Source organism: Caulobacter hibisci (genome assembly GCF_016135805.1).
GTDB lineage: Bacteria > Pseudomonadota > Alphaproteobacteria > Caulobacterales > Caulobacteraceae > Caulobacter > Caulobacter hibisci.
Window position 1 is genome coordinate 269,332 of the sequence record NZ_JADWOX010000004.1, and the last position, 17,403, is coordinate 286,734.

Annotated in this window: 12 protein-coding genes; 8 read left to right on the forward strand and 4 right to left on the reverse strand. The window is 69.7% G+C overall.

Annotated elements, in window-relative coordinates; translation table 11 throughout:
* Positions 1-283 precede the first annotated feature (283 nt).
* Both I4Q42_RS08895 and I4Q42_RS08900 read left to right on the forward strand, forming a co-directional pair.
* The gene (locus I4Q42_RS08895; protein WP_198575710.1) at positions 284-2,611 is read left to right on the forward strand and encodes a S9 family peptidase; all 2,328 of its coding nucleotides are present in this window, start codon (positions 284-286) and stop codon (positions 2,609-2,611) included.
* An 8-nt stretch (positions 2,612-2,619) separates the two neighbouring features.
* Positions 2,620-5,379 (forward strand): DUF5695 domain-containing protein, encoded by a 2,760-nt coding sequence (locus tag I4Q42_RS08900; RefSeq protein WP_198575711.1) that lies wholly within the window; start codon positions 2,620-2,622, stop codon positions 5,377-5,379.
* A gap of 279 nt (positions 5,380-5,658) precedes the next feature.
* Here I4Q42_RS08900 and I4Q42_RS08905 read toward each other — a convergent pair whose 3' ends face one another.
* The 3 genes from I4Q42_RS08905 to I4Q42_RS08915 form a co-directional block, all read right to left on the reverse strand.
* Complete coding sequence (locus I4Q42_RS08905; RefSeq protein WP_198575712.1) at positions 5,659-7,098, reverse strand: amino acid permease; 1,440 nt, start codon at positions 7,096-7,098, stop codon at positions 5,659-5,661.
* Between the two features lie 87 nt (positions 7,099-7,185).
* The gene (locus I4Q42_RS08910) at positions 7,186-8,394 is read right to left on the reverse strand and encodes a M24 family metallopeptidase (protein WP_198575713.1); all 1,209 of its coding nucleotides are present in this window, start codon (positions 8,392-8,394) and stop codon (positions 7,186-7,188) included.
* Positions 8,391-9,656 carry an NAD(P)/FAD-dependent oxidoreductase gene (locus I4Q42_RS08915; RefSeq protein ID WP_198575714.1) on the reverse strand — a complete coding sequence of 422 codons (1,266 nt, stop codon included), beginning with the start codon at positions 9,654-9,656 and terminating at the stop codon, positions 8,391-8,393. The genes I4Q42_RS08910 and I4Q42_RS08915 overlap by 4 nt, the downstream gene beginning before the upstream one ends.
* A 66-nt stretch (positions 9,657-9,722) precedes the next feature.
* Here I4Q42_RS08915 and I4Q42_RS08920 point away from each other — a divergent pair, with 66 nt between their 5' ends.
* The 3 genes from I4Q42_RS08920 (at position 9,723) to I4Q42_RS08930 (ending at position 12,465) form a co-directional block, all read left to right on the forward strand.
* Positions 9,723-10,640 carry a dihydrodipicolinate synthase family protein gene (locus I4Q42_RS08920; RefSeq protein ID WP_198575715.1) on the forward strand — a complete coding sequence of 306 codons (918 nt, stop codon included), beginning with the start codon at positions 9,723-9,725 and terminating at the stop codon, positions 10,638-10,640.
* A gap of 96 nt (positions 10,641-10,736) precedes the next feature.
* Positions 10,737-11,735: a 4-hydroxyproline epimerase gene (locus I4Q42_RS08925; protein WP_198575716.1), complete on the forward strand. Its 999-nt coding sequence runs from the start codon at positions 10,737-10,739 to the stop codon at positions 11,733-11,735.
* Between the two features lie 88 nt (positions 11,736-11,823).
* Positions 11,824-12,465 (forward strand): GntR family transcriptional regulator, encoded by a 642-nt coding sequence (locus I4Q42_RS08930; RefSeq protein ID WP_198575717.1) that lies wholly within the window; start codon positions 11,824-11,826, stop codon positions 12,463-12,465.
* Between the two features lie 15 nt (positions 12,466-12,480).
* On the opposite strand, the gene I4Q42_RS08935 is transcribed toward I4Q42_RS08930, so the two are convergent.
* Positions 12,481-13,164 (reverse strand): TetR/AcrR family transcriptional regulator, encoded by a 684-nt coding sequence (locus tag I4Q42_RS08935; RefSeq protein WP_198575718.1) that lies wholly within the window; start codon positions 13,162-13,164, stop codon positions 12,481-12,483.
* Between the two features lie 101 nt (positions 13,165-13,265).
* Between I4Q42_RS08935 and I4Q42_RS08940 the strand changes: the two genes are divergently transcribed.
* The 3 genes from I4Q42_RS08940 to I4Q42_RS08950 are packed head-to-tail and all read left to right on the forward strand — an operon-like array spanning position 13,266 to position 17,358.
* Entirely contained in the window at positions 13,266-14,360 is a 1,095-nt protein-coding gene (locus tag I4Q42_RS08940; protein ID WP_198575719.1) for an HlyD family secretion protein, read from the forward strand.
* Positions 14,357-15,955 carry a DHA2 family efflux MFS transporter permease subunit gene (locus tag I4Q42_RS08945; RefSeq protein ID WP_198575720.1) on the forward strand — a complete coding sequence of 533 codons (1,599 nt, stop codon included), beginning with the start codon at positions 14,357-14,359 and terminating at the stop codon, positions 15,953-15,955. The genes I4Q42_RS08940 and I4Q42_RS08945 overlap by 4 nt, the downstream gene beginning before the upstream one ends.
* On the forward strand, positions 15,952-17,358 hold the full coding sequence (locus I4Q42_RS08950; RefSeq protein ID WP_198575721.1) for an efflux transporter outer membrane subunit: 1,407 nt from the start codon (positions 15,952-15,954) through the stop codon (positions 17,356-17,358). The genes I4Q42_RS08945 and I4Q42_RS08950 overlap by 4 nt, the downstream gene beginning before the upstream one ends.
* The last annotated feature ends 45 nt before the right edge of the window (positions 17,359-17,403 follow it).

The window sequence follows — 17,403 nt, forward strand, 5'->3', positions numbered from 1 at the left end:
GCGGCGATCGATATTCAGGCAGTGAGATCAGCGGTTTGCCGACCCAGGCTGGACCGGATCAGTGATGACCGATGGCGTCGAACAGGCTTGCCGATAAGGCGAAACATCCGCTGCCCGAGGCAGACCGCCTAGCACCGTTCGCGACGAGCAGTCGGGAAAAAGTCTGATCATATATCGTATAATTTCCTTGACGACGCATCGGCGACCGGCGTTTCTGCACGCAGCGAAACGGGGGTGAGCCTTGCGGACCAATACGCGCATGTCGCGAAAAGCGGCCTTGTGGATGACGGCGGGCGCCGTGTTGGCGCTGTCGGTTCCGGCGGTGGCCGCCTCGACGACCAAGCCGGTCGCGACGGCGAACGCGCCATCCTCCCAGCCGCCGATCGCCGAGCGCTACCGCAAGGCCGACGCCTTCCTGCGCCAGAACCTGGCCAAGCTGATCGTCGACGCCGATCTCCAGCCGGCCTTCACAGACGACGGCAAGGGCCTGCTCTACTTGAAGGGCAAGGCCGGCCAGCGCGCGGTGCGCTTCATTGATCTTGCGACCCGCCAGGATCGTGTCCTGACCGACGACGCCGCCCTGGCCGCCAAGCTGTCGGCGGCCTTGGGCAAGCCCGTCGCGGCCGACGGCCTGTGGCTGAACCGCCTGGGCTTCGACACGGCCGGCGACGTGCTGTCGTTCGACGCCCAGGGCAAGCGCTGGAGCCTGTCGGCCAAGGGCGAGCTGTCCGAGACGCACGAGGCCGAGTGGAACCCGGCCCTGTCGCCCGACGGCCGCTTCGAGATCGTCGCCCGCGACTTCAACCTCTATGCTCGCGAGTTGAAGACCAGCCGCGAAGTCGCCCTCACCACCGATGGTGCACGCGAGCAGCCCTATGGTCGCGGCATCCCGCAACTGGCCGACATCCTGAAGGCCGGCAAGGAAGAGCCGGACATGCCGGTCTCCGTGCGCTGGTCGCCCGACGGCTCCAAGATCCTGACCTGGCGGCTCGACACCCGGGGTGTCGAGCGCCTGTCGATCACCCAGCAGAACCCCGGCGGCCTCTATCCGCGCAGCTTCGCCTATGTCTATCCGCTGGCCGGCGCGAAAGTGCTGCCGCAGGCCACGCGCTTGGTGATCGACGTCGAGCAGGCCTTCAAGGACGGCAAGGCCAAGCCGGTCGCCCTGCAGATACCCAGCGAGTCGCTGCTCTATCCGGCCGATCCGGACCTGGGCTGGATCGGCGACCGCGTCCGCGTGCAGTGGACTGAGCGCGGCTATGGCCAGCTGGTCGTCTATTCGGCCGATCCGAAGACTGGCGCGGCGACCATCGTGGCGCGCGAGGCGGTCAAGCCGATCGTCACCGTGACCTCCACCCAGATCCAGCCGCAGCCGGAACTCGGCGGCGAACTGGTGATCTCCGAGCGCTCGGGCTGGGCCCAGCTCTATCTGGTCAAGCCCGACGCCCCCGACGGCGGCGCGGCCCTGACCAGCGGCCGCTGGGAAGTGCTGTCGATCGAGCACATCGACCCGGCGGCCAAGAGCCTGGTGTTGACCGGCGTCGGACGCGAGACCGACCGTAACCCCTACGACCGCGCCCTCTATCGCACCGGCCTCGACGGCGCCACGCCACGCCTGCTGACGCCCGAGCCGCTGGACCACGACACCCGGGTGTCGCCGGACGGCCGCTGGTTCGTCGACGCCATGTCGAGCCCGACGCAGCCGACCCGCACCGTGCTGCGCGACGCCGCCGACGGAAAGATCGTCGCCGAGCTGGGGCGCGCCGACGCCAGCGCCCTGCTGGCCGCCGGTTTCACCCCGCCCGAGCCGTTCCAGGGCCTGGCCGCCGACGGCAAGACGCCGCTCTACGGCATGATCTTCCGTCCGGCCGGCTATGACCCCAAGCGGCGCTATCCGGTGATCGACAACGTCTATACCGGCCCGACCACCACCCAGGTCCCGACCGAGTGGAGCGAAAGCGTCCTGGCCGGCGGCAACAGCGTCGCCCAGATCGGCGCGATCGTGGTGATGATCGACGGCCGCGGCACCTCGCGGCGCGGCCAGGCCTTCCGCCTGCCGGCCTACCAGAACCTCGGCGAGGTCGGCGTCGACGACCACATCGCCATGATCAAGCAGATGGCGGAAAAGCATCCGGAAATGGATGCGACCCGCGTGGGTGTCTACGGCGGCTCGGCCGGCGGCTACGACGCCGCCCGCTTTGTGCTGCGCCGGCCGGAGTTCTTCAAGGTCGCCGTCGCCTCGTCGGGCAATCACGACCTGCGCCTGGACAAGGCTTGGTGGCCGGAAGTCTCGATGGGCCTGGCCGACGAGGCCACCTGGGAGCGCAACTCCAACATGTCGGTGGCGGCCAACCTGCAGGGCAAGCTGCTGCTGGTGCACGGCGACATCGACGACAACGTGCCGGTCACCGAGAGCCTTCGCCTGGCCCAGGCCCTGATCAAGGCCGGCCGCGACGTCGACCTGGTGATCCTGCCCAACACCACCCACGCCGTCGGTCAGCCCTTCTTCCACAAGAAGCTGCGCGACTACTTCACCCGCAACCTGCTCGACGAAGCCCCGCCGCCGCTGACGACGGCGACGGCTCCCGTTTCGGCTCCGGTCTCGCGATGAGGCATAAGATGAAAACCGCACGCCCCCTCTCCCTGGCCCTGCTGCTGCTCGCCGGCGCCTCCGCAGCCCTGCCCGTCCCGGCGACGGCCTTCGCCCAGGAGCCGCCCAAGGCCGAGAAGAAGGTCTTTCCGCCGATCGCCAAGACGGCCTATCGCACCAAGCAGTTCCAGCTGGACCTGCGGAGCGACACCCAGACCCTGGCGCGCCTGTCCCCCCTGGGCGAAGCGGCCTTCGACTTCACGCCCGGCGCCCGCGAGGCCGAGCGCGCAGCGGACGGCTATGTCCATATCGGCGACATCCACCTGCGGGCGCGTGAAGCCGGCGGAGCCTGGCGCGACTTCAGCTCGGCCCACACCCGCAAGCCGATCCGCCCGCTGAAGGCCGGCGGCGCGGTGCTGGCCGCGGCCGACATCACCGCCTCGCTGGGCGAAAACGCGCCGGTGCGGATCGAGCGCCGCTGGGTCAACGACAACGGCGTGCTGGCCCTGCGCTTCACCCTGGTCAACACCGGCAAGGCGCCGCTGGAGATCGGGGCCCTGGGCCTGCCGATGGTGTTCGACAACATCATCACCGACCGCTCGCTGGAAGAGGCCCACGCCCAGGCCAGCTTCGTCGATCCCTATATCGGCCGCGACGCCGGCTACCTGCAGGTGACCCGCCTGAACGGCAAGGGCCCGGCCCTGCTGGTGCTGCCCGAGACCGGCACGCCGCTGGAGGCCTATCGCCCGATCCGCGAGGCCCGCGCCACGCGCGGCGACGGCGACATCTTCACCGACCGCACCGACCGCGGCCAGACCGCCGAGGGCTTCTACGACTGGACGATCGCCAGCCTCGGCTTCGCCGAGAAGGAGTGGAAGACCGCCGGCCAGCAGTGGAACGTCCCAACCAGCTTCGTCCTGAAACCGGGCGAGACCCGGGTCATCGGCGTGCGCTTCGTGGCCTCGCCGTCGATCCGCGCCATCGAGGACACCCTGGTCGCCAACAAGCGGCCAGTGGCCGTGGGCGTGCCCGGCTACGTGCTGCCCACCGACCAGCAGGGCGCGCTGTTCCTGAAGTCGCCCTCGAAGGTGGCCAGGATCGAGAGCTTCCCGGCCGGCGCCCTGACCGCCACGGCGGCGGGCTCGGGCAAGGGCTGGGCGCGCTATGACGTCAAGGCCTCGGGCTGGGGCCGCTCGACCCTGTCGATCACCTATGCCGACGGCCAGGTGCAGACGGTCAGCTACTTCGTCACCAAGCCGCTTGAACAGACCATGGCCGATCTGGGCCGCTTCACCACCGACAAGCAGTGGTTCGACGACAAGGCCGACCCGTTCGGCCGCTCGCCGGCGATCCTCAGCTACGACCGCGAGACCGACAAGATCGTCAGCCAGGACTCGCGGGTCTGGGTCGCGGGCATGAGCGACGAAGGCGGCGCCGGCGCCTGGGTGGCGGCGATGATGAAGCAGCTCGACAATCCCGACGCGGGCGAGGTCGCCAAGCTCGAACGTCTGGTCGACGAGACCGTGGTCGGCGAACTGCAGGTCGCCGACGGCCCGCAGGCAGGGGCGGTCAAGAAGAGCCTGTTCTACTACCAGCCCGACGAACTGCCGGGCTACTACGACCCCAAGATCGACTGGCGCTCCTGGACCTCGTGGTCGAAGAAGGACGCGGGTGATCTGGGCCGCTCGTACAACTATCCGCACGTGGCCATCGGCCACTGGGTGCTCTACCGCCTGGCCCGCAACCACCAGGGCCTGATCACCCTCCATGACTGGCGCTGGTATCTGGACCACGCGCGGATCACCGCCGTGGCGATGATGCGAGACGCCCCCTACTACGCCCAGTTCGGCCAGATGGAAGGCGACGTCTTCGTCGACATCCTCAAGGACCTGAAGCGCGAGGGCATGACCGCCGAGGCGACCGAGTACGAGGCCCTGATGAAGGGCCGCGCCGACCACTGGAAGACCCTGCCCTATCCGTTCGGCAGCGAGATGGCCTGGGATTCCACGGGCCAGCCCGAGGTCTATGCCTGGATGCGCTATTTCGGCTACCAGCCGCAGGCTGACGAGACCCGCGAGGTGATCCTCGCCTACGACCCGACCATCCCCAGCTGGGGCTATAACGGCAACGCCCGCCGCTACTGGGACTTCCTCTACGGCGGCAAATACTCGCGCATCGAGCGGCAGATCCACCACTACGGTTCGGCCCTCAACGCCGTGCCGCTGTTCGACGCCTTCCGCGCCAATCCGGCCGACCTCCACCTGCTGCGCGTCGCCTACGGCGGCATGATGGGCGGCGTGACCAATATCGACCAGGACGGCTTCGGCTCGGCCGCCTTCCACTCCTATCCCGACATGATGAAGTGGGATCCGCTCAGCGGCGACTACGGCATGGGCTTCTTCGGCCACGCCTATGCGGCGGCGACCTATGCGGTGAAGGATCCGACCTTCGGCTGGCTGGGCTTCGGCGGCGACGTCAACGAGACCGGCGGCGTGGTGCGGATCGTTCCCAAGGACGGCGCCCGCGCCCGCCTGTTCGTCGCGCCGGTCGGCGCCTGGCTGACGCTGGAGGCCGGCAAGATCGAGGCGGCGACCTATGTCCCGGCGACCGGCGAGATCACCCTGACCCTGGCGGCCGCCGACACGTCCACCCCGGCCGCCCGCCTGCTGGTGGAGGCCACCACGGCCGGCGCCAAGCCCTACGCTCCGGCTGAAGGCACCTTCGAACGCGGAGCCTACACCCTGGCGCTGGGCGACAAGGCCAAGACGATCGTCCTGCGTCCGAAATAGCTTTCCCCCGCTGGCTGCCCCCCGCCAGCCAACGCCGCCGCTTCCCCAAGCGGCGGCGTTATTTTTTTGGACGATAGCGCATGAAAAAGCCCCGCCGGACGGACCGGCGGGGCTTCTGCTTTCTTGAGTATCCCTGCCCCTCCTCCGAGCATCCCCGCGAAGGCGGGGATCCAAGCCGAGGCCGCAGTTTTTGGCGCGGAACGCGCTCGATCCTGAAAGCCAGCTTGGGTCCCCGCCTTCGCGGGGACACACGGCTAGAAGGTACGGGCGAGAACGCTTCTAGATCGCCGCGTCACTGACCGGCGGGACGTCGACGCCCTTGGCCAGCAGGCTCGTGCGGCGGCTGTAGAGCAGGTAGACGACCAGGCCGATGGCGTTCCAACCCACGAAGCGCAGCAGGGTGCCCATCGGCAGGCTGATCATGAAGTAGAGGCAGCCGACCACGGCCAGCGGCGCGACGATCCACACCGCCGGGCAGCGGAACAGGCGCGGCAGGTCGGGCCGCGTCACCCGCAGCACCATCACGCAGACGGCGACGCAGATGAAGGCCAGCAGGGTGCCGGCGTTGGACAGCTCGGCGATCTGGTCCAGCGGCAGGAAACCGCCGACCAGGGCCACGACCACGCCGGTGATCAGGGTCAGGCGCACCGGCGCGTGGCTGGCGCTGAGCTTGCCCAGAGCCTTGGGCAGCAGCCCGTCGCGGGCCATGACGAAGAACACACGGGTCTGGCCGTACATCATCACAAGGATGACGCTCGGCAGGGCCAGGATGGCGGCCACAGCGATGGCCACGGCGGCGACCGGATGCTGCAGCGAGCGCAGGATGAAGGCCAGGGGCTCGCTCGAACGGGCGAACTCGGCATAGGGCCAGGCGCCGACGGCGCAGGCGGCCACGATCATGTAGATCACCGTGCAGATCAGCATCGAGCCGATGATGCCGATGGTCAGGTCCCGCTTGGGGTTCTTGACCTCCTCGGCCGAGGTCGAGACCGCGTCGAAGCCGAAGAAGGCGAAGAACACGATGGCCGCGGCCGCCATCACCCCGCGCGGATGGCCGCCCTCGGTGTGGGAGGCGAAGCCGTAGGGCATGAAGGGGTGGAAGTTGGCGGCCTTGATCGCGCCGATGGTCAGGGTCACGAACACCGCCAGGGCGACGATCTTGATGATCACCAGCACGATGTTGACCGTGGCGCTCTCGCGCGCGCCCTTGGCCAGCAGGGCCGTCACCGCCACGGTGATCAGCACCGCCGGCAGGTTGATGATCCCGCCCGCGTGCGGACCGGCCAGCAGCTCGGGCGGCAGGGCGATCCCGACGCTCTTCAACAGGCCCACCATGTAGCCCGACCAGCCAACGGCCACGGCCGCGCAGGTCACGGCGTATTCCAGCACCAGGCTCCAGCCGACGATCCAGGCCAGGCCCTCGCCCAGCACCGAATAGGCGTAGGTGTAGGCGCTGCCGGCCGCGGGGATCAGGGTGGCGACCTCGGCATAGGCCAGGGCGGCGAACACGCAGAGCACGCCGCAGGCGGCGAAGGCCAGGATCACGGCCGGTCCGGCGCGCTCGGCCCCGATGCCGGTCAGGGTGTAGATCCCCGTGCCGATGATGGCGCCGATGCCCAGCGCCAGAAGGTGCGGCCAGCTGAGCGTGGGCTTGAGCCTGTGGCCGGCGTCCACCGCCACGATCGCGTCGAGCGCCTTGCGGCGCGTCCAGAAGCTCATTCGATCCCCCTTCAAGGAAACTCCGCGCCGCACTCCTCCCGGCGCCGCGGAGACATTGGCCAAATCAGAACTCGATGCGTCCCACGATCAGCGTCCCAGGCCGAACGGGTCGTCGATTGACGGCGAAGGCGGCGTGAACCACGCCGCGCCGTCCTCGGTGACGTGAAAATGATCTTCCAGCCGGATCCCGAACCGGCCGGGAATCACGATCATCGGCTCGTTCGAGAAGCACATGCCCGGCGCCAGCGGCGTGGAATCGCCGCGCACCAGATAGGGACCCTCGTGGATCGACAGGCCGATGCCGTGGCCAGTGCGGTGCGGCAGGCCCGGCAGGGCGTAGTCGGGGCCCAGGCCATAGCGCTCCAGCACGGCGCGGGCCGTCTGGTCGATGATCTCGCACGGCAGGCCCGGCTTCACGGCGGCGAAGGCGGCGGCCTGGGCCGCGTGCTCGATGTTCCAGATCCGGCGATGCTCGTCGCCCGGCTGGCCGAACACATAGGTGCGGGTGATATCGGCCTGGTAGCCCTCGACCTGGCAGCCGGTGTCGATCAGCACGAGGTCGCCCTGCGCCAGTTCCTGGTCACCGGGCAGGCCGTGCGGATAGGCCGTGGCCTCGCCGAACTGCACGGCGCAGAAGGTCGAGCCGGTCGTGCCCGCCGCCCTGTGGGCCTCGTCGATGAAGCGCTTGATCTCGCTGGCCCGCACGCCGGGCGCCAGCACCGCGCCGGCGCGGCGATGGACGTCGAGGGTAATGGCCTTGGCGTAGCGCATGAGGGCCAGTTCGGCCGGCGACTTCACGCCCCGGCAGCCGTCGATGATCGGGGTCGCGTCCTTGACCGACAGCGACGGCGCGGCAGCCTTCAGCGATGAATAGAGCAGGAACGGCGCGGCCGGATCGAGGGCCAGCGTATCCGCGCCCAGCTCGGCCAGGGTCCGGCCGACCAGGCCGGCGGGGCTTTCGTGCTCCTGCCAGAGGCGGATTTCGACCTCGATCTTCAGGTCGGCCTGCAGTGAGCCCAGCTCGAAGGCCGGGCAGATCATCAGCGGCGCGCCGGTCACGGGCAGCAGCAGGGCGACCAGCCGCTCGGTCGCTCCCCACGGCACACCGGTGAAATAGCGCAGCGACGCCCCGGCCCCGATCAGCAGGGCGTCGGCGCCCAGGGCGCGGGTCAGCCCCCTCGCCTTCTCCAGCCGCGCCTCGTACTCGGCGGCGGTGATCGCCGGCGGGCGGCCGGCGCGCGGGGAAAGGCTCGCCAGTTCGGCGGCCATGGTTGATCCGCCAACGCCCAGGGTCATGCGGCAGTCCTCGTCTTGCCCCGCCCGGAGGCGAAGCGGTCTATGTCGAAAGCGGAAAGGTCGGGCGCCTCGCCGGCCATTAGTCGGGCGACGATCTCGCCGGTGGTCGCTGCTAGGGTTAGGCCCAGATGCTGGTGCCCGAAGGCGTAGTAGAGGTTGTCGGCCCGCGTGCTGGCGCCGATGGCCGGCAGGTAGTCCGGCAGGGTCGGGCGCGCGCCGGACCATTGCGCCACTTGACCGCCGAGCACTATGCCCAGCGCCGACAGATGGCCGCGCAGGCGGTCCCACTTCATCGAATCGGGCGACGAGCCCTCGCGGCAGAACTCCACGAAGCTGGCGGCCCGCAGGCGATCGCCGAACCGGGTCAGGATCAGCGAGCGGTCCTCGAACACCACCGGCGGCAGGTTGTCCCAATCCCCCGCCAGGCCTTCCAGGTGATAGCCGCGCTCAGCGATGATCGGGGCGACGTGGCCAAGGCCGCGCATCAGCGCGCCCGAACCGACGCCGCCGGTGACCAGGATCCGGCCGGCCAGCACGCGCTCGCCGCCCTCCAGCACGATATCGGCGCCCGCGCCGCGCGGCGCCAGGCGCGAGACGCTGGCCGTCAGCCGCCGGCCGCCGGCCGCTTCGAAGGCTTCGCCGAGCAGCTTAAGCGCCTGGCCAGGATCGCTGACCTGGGCCGAGCCCTCGAACCGCGCGCCATCCGCCACGGGCGTCGAGACCCGTCGGGCGATGCGGCGCAGGGTCGGCTCGTCCAGCGACGACAGCCTGGCCTGGCCGATGTCGGCCGCGCTCCAGGCGGCCATGCCCTTGCGGGCGCTGTCCTGGCTTTCCCAGACCACGACATGGCCTTGCTCGATGATCAGGTCCGGCCGCGCGACAGAGGCCGCCAGCCGCTTCCAGGCCGGAAGGGCGTCGGACAGCAGGCCGCCCAGCGCGACCCGGCCGCGCGCCGCGCTCTCGGGCGTGCAGGCGCGAATGTAACGGGCCGCCCAGGGCATCCAGGTCGCGGCGTCGGCGAGTCGGAAATCCAGCGCGCCGCCCAGGGCGAACAGGCGTCGCGGCGCCGAGGCCAGAGCAGCCGGCGAGGCCAGGGGCTCGACCTGCTCGACGGCGATGTGACCGGCGTTGCCATAGGAGGCCGGCGGCGGGTCACGACGCGGATCGATCAGCAGCACGTCCTCACCCGCGCGTCGCAGCGCAAGCGCACAGACCGTGCCTACGATCCCGCCACCAATCACCGCCGTTCCAGCCGCTTTCATCGTCGGGCTTTACCCTCGCACTTAATATCGTATACGGTAGACAAATCAGCAGGAGGCGCAAGCACTATGAGTTCCATGCGTTGGTCGGGCGTGTTTCCCGCCGCTACCACTCAATTCAACCCCGATCTCTCGATCGATTACGACGCCAGCCAGAAGGTTCTGGATAACCTTGTCCGCGACGGGGTTCACGGCCTCGTGGTGCTGGGCACCTGCGGCGAGAACAACTCGTTGGAGGCCGACGACAAGCGCAGCCTGCTCAAGGCCGCCGTCGAGGTCGTGGCCGGCCGCGTGCCGATCATCGTCGGCTGCTCGGAGCTGACCACGCCCCGCGCCGCCGCCTTCGCCAAGGACGCCGAAGCCATCGGCGCCAACGCCCTGATGGCCCTGCCGGCCATGGTCTACGTGCCGACCGAAGCCGAGCTGGAAGCCCACTTCCGCACCGTCGCCCAGGCCTCCGGCCTGCCGATCATGCTCTACAACAACCCGCCGGCCTATCGCGCCGCCATCAGCCTGGGCGTTCTGGAACGCCTGGCCGACGAGCCGACCATCGTGGCCGTCAAGGAAAGCGCGCCCGACACCCGTCGCTTCACCGATCTGGCCCGCGCTTTCGGCGACCGTTTCATCCTGATGGCCGGTCTCGACGACGTGGCCCTGGAAGGCCTGCTGTTGGGCGCCAGGGGTTGGGTTTCGGGCCTGACCAGCGCCTTCCCGCAGGAATCGGTGGCCCTGGTCGCGGCTGTCGACGCCGGCGACCTGGAGACGGCGCGCCGCATCTACCAGTGGTTCATGCCGCTGCTGCACCTCGACGCCGAGCACGACCTCGTCCAGTCGATCAAGCTGGCCGAGGAGATCATGGGCCGCGGTTCCGAGCGCGTGCGCATGCCCCGCCTGCCCCTGGCCGGCGCCCGCCGCGCCCAGGTGGTCGCCATGGTCGAGGAAGCCGCCGCCACCCGGCCGGTGCTGACCAAGGCCGAAGCGGCCTGATTCAGACTGCCCGTCATCCCGGCCGCCTCGGCGCGCCGGGATGACAACCCCGCTCCAAACCGATTGGATCGGCGCTTCTCGAGTCTTGAGGAAGTCATGCGTCACACGTTCTTCTGCATCGACGGCCACACCGCCGGAAATCCCGTGCGGCTAGTCGCCGGCGGCGCGCCGCTGCTGAGCGGTGCCAGCATGAGCGAACGACGCCAGGACTTCCTCGCCCGCTTCGACTGGATCCGCACCGGCCTAATGTTCGAGCCGCGCGGCCACGACATGATGTCGGGCGGCTTCCTCTATCCGCCCACCCTGCCCGACTGCGACGCGGGCATCCTGTTCATCGAGACCAGCGGCTGCCTGCCGATGTGCGGCCACGGCACGATCGGCATGGTCACCTTCGCGCTGGAGAACGGCCTGATCACCCCGCGCGAGCCGGGCAAGCTGCGGCTGGAAGTGCCGGCCGGCGTCATCGACATCGCCTACGAGACGCAAGGGTCGAAAGTCACCTCGGTGAAGATCCGCAACGTCGCCAGCTACCTGGCCGAGACCGGCGTCGAGATCGAGGTCCCGGACTTCGGCCCGCTGACCGTCGACGTCTCCTACGGCGGCAACTTCTACGCCATCGTCGAGCCGCAAGGCGCCTATAAGGGCGTCGACGCCCTCGGCGCGGCCGAGATCCTGCGCCTCAGCCCGATCATCCGCACGCTGGTGCGCGAGAAGGTCGAGCCGGTGCATCCGCTGGATTCCACCATTCGCGGCGTCAGCCATGTGCTATGGGCCGACGTTCCCGCCAGCGACGGCGCCGACGGCCGCAACGCGGTGTTCTACGGCGACCGCGCCATCGACCGCAGCCCGTGCGGCACCGGCACCTCGGCGCGGCTGGCCCACCTGCACGCCAAGGGCCGGTTGAAGGTCGGCGACGCCTTCGTGCACGAGAGCTACATCAAGAGCCGCTTCACCGGACGGGTCGAGGCCGAGACCACGCTGGGCGATCGCAAGGCGATCATCCCCTCGGTCCAGGGCTCGGCGATCTCCACGGGCTTCAACACGATCTGGATCGATCGCGCCGATCCGTTCTGGGCGGGCTTTCAGGTGGTCTGACGCCGCCAACTCTTCTTAAATCCCCGCGAGAATATGGTATACGCAACTAGCGGGCACGATGTCCGCGGGGGATTCAAGTCCAAGTTTCATGAGCATCGTCGTCCGAACTCTCTCCGACCAGACCTACGAGATCGTGCGTCGGCGGATCCTCACCGGCGCCATGTCGCCCGGGACGGCGGTGCGGCAGGACAGCATCGCCGGCGAACTGGGGGTCTCCAAGATCCCGCTGCGCGAGGCGCTCAGCCGCCTCGAACAGGACGGTCTGCTGCAGTCCTATCCCAACCGCGGCTATGTGGTGCGGCCGGCTTCCACCGACGAGGCCGCCGAGGTCTTCGCCCTGCGCCTGAAGCTGGAGCCCGCCGCCGCGGCCGATGCGGCCGTGAAGGCCAGCCCGGAAGATCACGCCCTGGCCGAAACCGCCCTGTCGGCGCTGGAGGAGGAGATGGGCAAGCCCGAGGGCGACCACATCACTCGCAACCGCGCCTTCCACATGGCTCTGGTTCGCCCCGGCGGCCACGTCACCGGCCAGCTGGTCGAGCGGCTGCAGATCCTGTCGGAGCGCTATGTGCGCATCCATCTGGAGCCCTTCGGCCGCAACGAACGCGCCAGCCGCGAGCACCGCGAGATCCTCGACGCCTGGAAGGCCGGCGACGCCGCCACGGTCGAGGCCCTGCTGGTCGAGCATATCCAGGGCACCCTGGCCGACCTGGAACAGCAGCTCTCGACCTGACGGCTCCCTGGCCGGTCAGTCCCGGGCCGTCAGCCGGCGGACGTTGTCGACAAGGATCCTGTTGACCGTCGCCTGAGCGGCCTCGTCGAACTCGCTCCAGCCCATGACGTCCAGCGTGCGCTGGCGGCGGGCGGTGACGACCGAAACCTGGCCCATCAGCAGCATGGCCCGCAGCCGGGCCTCCTCGCTCTCGGGCGGAAGATCCAGGGCGCGGGCGACCAGCAGCAGCGCCGCGCGCATGATCGGCTGAGCGACGCCGGCCTCGACGATGGCGCGGGCCGGACCGTCGGTGTCGGCGTCGGCGCGAGCCATGAACAGCTTCCACTCGGCCATGTTGACGCGGCCCATGCCGGCGCTGCTGAGCGTGGTCATCAGCTCACAGAGCACCTCTACGGCGGTCTCGGCGTCCCGGGCTTGGCGGGTCCGTTCCAGAACCGGCGCCAACCGACCCATGACCTGGGCGACCAGATAGTCGCCGCAGGCCCGGTGCAGGCCTTCCTTGCTGTCGAAGTGGTACTGCAGCACGGGCGGCGTCACCCCGGCCTCGGCGGCGATCCGCCGGGTCGAGGCCTTTTCGAAGCCGTCGTCGGCGAACACCCGCAGCGCCGCCAGGATCATCTTTTCGCGCGTCTCGTCAGCCTTGGCGTAGCCGCCGGCGGGACGGCGACGACGGGGGGGAGGCGTTTGGGCGTCGGTCATGGGACCTCTTCTAGCGTCAATTTCTTCCAATTGACAAACTTCTTCCATTTGGCAGATATCTCGCCGCCGGCCCCTCCTCGCCGGCTTCGGGGATTGAGTAGATGGCGGCCGAAGACCAGACATCACAGAACAACGCGGCCCAGGACGCCGCGAAGACGCGGCGCATCAAGCGGGGCCTCCTTGGCGTCGTCTCGGTGGCGGCGGTGATCGGCGCGGTGTTCGGCGTTCAATGGTGGCTGCATGGCCGCTTCGTAGAGGAAACCAACGACGCCTATCTGCGCGCCGACCAGGTGACGGTGTCGCCCAAGGTCTCCGGCTATGTGAAGGCGGTCTATGTCGCCGACAACCAGGCGGTCGTCGCCGGCCAACCGCTGCTGAAGATCGACGCGGTCAACTACGAGGCCAGCCTGGCGGCCCAGGCGGCGACGATCGAGGCCCGGCAGGCCGACCTCGAGACCGCCCGGCGCCAGATCGAACAGCAGCAGCCCGCGGTGACCCAGGCCGAAGCCCAGCTGAAGGGCGCCCAGGACGCCGCCGCCTTCGCCGGCCGCGAGGCCGAGCGCTACAGGCTGCTGTCGGAGCAAGGCGCCGAGACCGCCCAGCGCTACGCCCAAGCGCTCAACGATCGCGACCAGGCCCGCGCCAAGCTGAGCGCCGCCCTGGCCTCGCAGGAGCAGGCCCGCCGCCAGACCGCCACCCTGTCAGCCCAGGCCGACCAGGCCCGCGCCCAGTTGAAGAGCGCCCAGGCCCAGGCCCGCTCGGCCCAGATCAATGTCGACGACACCGTGCTGCGCGCGGCGATCGCCGGGCGGGTCGGCGACCGTTCGGTGCGGCTGGGCCAGTTCGTGCAGCCGGGCGGACGGCTGATGTCGATCGTGCCGGTCAGCCAGACCTATCTGGTCGCCAACTTCAAGGAGACCCAGATCGGCCGCATGCGCGTGGGCCAGCACGCCAAGGTCAAGCTCGACGCCTTCAGCAGCCGCGAGATCGACGCGGTGATCGACAGCTTCGCCCCCGGCACCGGCGCCCAGTTCGCCCTGCTGCCGGCCGAGAACGCCACCGGCAACTTCACCAAGATCGTCCAGCGCGTGCCGGTGCGCTTCCGCGTTCTGGCGCCGGCCGACCTGCGCGAGCGACTGCTGCCGGGCCTGTCGGCCAGCATCAGCATCGACACCAGCAAGGCGCCGGGCCGGTGAGCGGCGCCGCCGCCACCAACGCGGCGTCCGGCGCGGCCCAGCGCGCCCCGAACGCCAGCCTGACCGACTGGATCGCGGTGATCGCCGGCGCCCTGGGCGCCCTGATCGCCTCGCTCGACATCTCGATCGTCAATTCCGCCCTGCCCCAGATCCAGGGCGAGATCGGCGCCAGCGGCACCGAGGGCACCTGGATCGGCACCGGCTACCTGGTCAGCGAGGTCGTGATGATCCCGCTGTCGGCGTGGCTGAGCCGGGTCTTCGGCCTGCGCACCCTGCTGCTGCTGTGCGGCGGCCTCTTCACCCTGTTCTCGATGGTCTGCGGCGGCGCCCACGACCTGCCGACCCTGATCATCGGCCGGGTGGGCCAGGGCTTCTTCGGCGGGGCGCTGATCCCGACCGCCCAGACCATCGTCCGCACCCGCCTGCCCCAGCACCAGATGCCGATCGGCATGACCATCTTCGGCCTGATCGTGCTGCTGGGCCCGTTGCTGGGCCCGCTGATCGGCGGCTGGATGACCGACACGATGAGCTGGCGCTGGTGCTTCTTCATCAACGTGCCGGTGGCCGCGGCTCTCTTCACCCTGCTGCTTTTCGGCCTGCCCCATCAGAAGAGCCGGCTGGACCAGCTGATCCGCGCCGACTGGCTGGGCATAGCCGGCATGACCCTGGGCCTGTCGTGCCTGACCGTGGTGCTCGAGGAAGGCCAGCGCGACCACTGGTTCGAGTCGTCGAGCATCGTGGTCATGACCATCGTCTCGATCGCCGGCTTCATCATGCTGGGCGTGGCCCAGGCCACGGCCAAGCAGCCGTTCATCAAGCTGCGGCTGATGCTCAACAAGTCCTACGCCAGCGTCATCCTGCTGGTCGTGGTCACCGGCATGGTGCTGTACGGCATCCTCTACGTGTTGCCGCAGTTCCTGGCCCAGATCGCCGGCTACAACGCCAGCCAGTCGGGACGCATCCTGGCCGTCTCCGGCGTGCCGGCGATCCTGATGATGCCGCTGCTGCCGTTGATCCTGGGCAAGGCGCCGCTGAAACCGATGGTGCTGCTGGGGCTGTTCTGCTTTGCGGCCAGCTGCTTCGTCGACATCAGCCTGACGGCCAACACCTCCGGCGACCAGTTCGTGCTGTCGCAGCTGTTGCGGGGCCTCGGGCAGATCCTGGCGATGATGCCGCTGAACCAGGCTTCGGTCGGGTCGGTGTCGCGCGAGGACACCGCCGACGCAGCGGGCCTGTTCAACATGGCGCGCAATCTGGGCGGCTCGCTGGGGCTGGCCTTGCTGGGCGTCTTTATCGATCGGCGGGCGGCGACCCATTTCGGCGTCATCAGCCAGAGCGTCACCCAGAACTCGGACCTGGCCCAGTCGCGCATCGCCGCCCAGGCGGCCCAGTTCGCGCAGGGCGGAGATCTCGCCGCCGGCCAGACCCAGGCCCTGATGTCGCTGACGCGCACCATCCACCAGCAGGCGATGATCATGACCTATTCCGAGTGCTTCCTCGTGCTGGGCGTGGCGCTGCTGGCCCTGTCTCCCCTCGTTTTCATCCTCCGGCCACCGCCCAAGGGCGGCGCGGCCAGCTCGGAGATGGCCCATTGACCCGCTCCCTTTCCTTCCTGGCGCTGCTCGCCGCCGCGCCGATCGTGGCCGGCTGCGTCGTCGGTCCCGACTATGAAAAGCCCGCCGCCCCGCTCGCGGCGCAGCAGCCGGCCTTCCACCGCGCCGAGACCCTGTCGGCCGAGGCGCCAGCCGGACAGTGGTGGCGCGCCCTGGGCGATCCCCTGCTCGACCGGCTGGTCGAGGCGGCTCTCGCCTCCAGCCCCGACGTCGAGATCGCCCGGGCCCGCGTCATCCAGGCCCGCTCGGGCCTGAAGAAGGCCCGCGCCGACCGCCTGCCCAACACCGGAACCAGCGCCGGCTATGTGCGCATCGGCGGGCTGGGCGAGGTGCTGGGCGAGGACGGCGGCGGGGCGCTGGAGCTCTACACCGCCAGCTTCGACGCCACCTGGGAGCTCGACCTGTTCGGCGGCAAGGCCCGCGCGACCGAGGCCGCCGGCGCCAAGGTCCAGGCCCAGCAGGCCGCTATGGACGGCGCCCTGGTCAGCCTGGAGGCCGAGGTCGCCCAGGCCTATGTCCAGCTGCGCCAGCTCCAGCAGCGCCAAGTCCTGTCGCGCAAGACGGCCGAGATCCAGGCCCGCCAAGTCGAGCTGGCCAAGCAGCGTCAGGCCGGCGGCACGGCCTCGCAGCTCGATGTCGAGCGGCTGAACAACCAGTTGCAGTCGACCCGCGCCGACCTCGTGCCCCTGTCCGCCCAGATCGACGAGCAGATGGACCGTCTGGCCGTGCTGACCGGCCGCGAGCCGGGCGCTCTGGACGCCGACCTGGCCGCCCCGGCCCCGATCCCCGCCCCGCCCGCCGTGGTGACGGTCGGCGATCCGGCCGGGATGCTGCGCCGCCGTCCCGACGTGCGCCAGGCCGAGCGAGCCCTGGCCCAGTCCAACGCCGTCATCGGCCAGCGCACGGCCGACCAGTTCCCGAAGGTGTCGCTGATCGGCCTGCTGGGCTATTCGGCGACCGACGCGGCGAACCTGTTCGACGCCACGCCGAGCCAGATCCTGATGCCGATGCTGCAATGGACGCCATTCGACTTCGGTCGCGCCAAGGCCAAGATCGGCGAGGCGGAGGGCGCCCGCGACGAGGCGCTGGCCCAGTACCGCAAGACGGTGCTGTCGGCCTTGCAGGACGCCGAGACCGCCCTGTCGCGCTATGGCCGCCAGCGCGAAAGCCTGGCCAGCCTGCGCACAGTTCAGGCCTCGGCCGATCGTGCCGCGGCCTTGCAGGCCCAGCGTCAGGCCGGCGGCACGGCCAGCACGCTGGACGTCCTCGACACCGAGCGCCAGCGGGTGCAGGCGCAAATCGCCGTCAGCGACGCCAACGCCGCCCTGACCCGCAACTTCATCGCCCTGCAGAAGAGCCTGGGCCTGGGCTGGGAGCCCGCCTGAGCGGCGGCGGGCGTGTCCGTCACGAACACGCCCGCCGAATACCCG

Excerpts from the sequence above, each read along its gene's own strand:
- I4Q42_RS08895 (WP_198575710.1), top strand. The coding sequence starts at position 284 with ATGACGGCGGGCGCCGTGTTGGCGCTGTCGGTTCCGGCGGTGGCCGCC.
- I4Q42_RS08900 (WP_198575711.1), top strand. The coding sequence starts at position 2,620 with ATGAAAACCGCACGCCCCCTCTCCCTGGCCCTGCTGCTGCTCGCCGGC.
- I4Q42_RS08905 (WP_198575712.1), bottom strand. The coding sequence starts at position 7,098 with ATGAGCTTCTGGACGCGCCGCAAGGCGCTCGACGCGATCGTGGCGGTG.
- I4Q42_RS08910 (WP_198575713.1), bottom strand. The coding sequence starts at position 8,394 with ATGACCCTGGGCGTTGGCGGATCAACCATGGCCGCCGAACTGGCGAGC.
- I4Q42_RS08915 (WP_198575714.1), bottom strand. The coding sequence starts at position 9,656 with ATGAAAGCGGCTGGAACGGCGGTGATTGGTGGCGGGATCGTAGGCACG.
- I4Q42_RS08920 (WP_198575715.1), top strand. The coding sequence starts at position 9,723 with ATGAGTTCCATGCGTTGGTCGGGCGTGTTTCCCGCCGCTACCACTCAA.
- I4Q42_RS08925 (WP_198575716.1), top strand. The coding sequence starts at position 10,737 with ATGCGTCACACGTTCTTCTGCATCGACGGCCACACCGCCGGAAATCCC.
- I4Q42_RS08930 (WP_198575717.1), top strand. The coding sequence starts at position 11,824 with ATGAGCATCGTCGTCCGAACTCTCTCCGACCAGACCTACGAGATCGTG.
- I4Q42_RS08935 (WP_198575718.1), bottom strand. The coding sequence starts at position 13,164 with ATGACCGACGCCCAAACGCCTCCCCCCCGTCGTCGCCGTCCCGCCGGC.
- I4Q42_RS08940 (WP_198575719.1), top strand. The coding sequence starts at position 13,266 with ATGGCGGCCGAAGACCAGACATCACAGAACAACGCGGCCCAGGACGCC.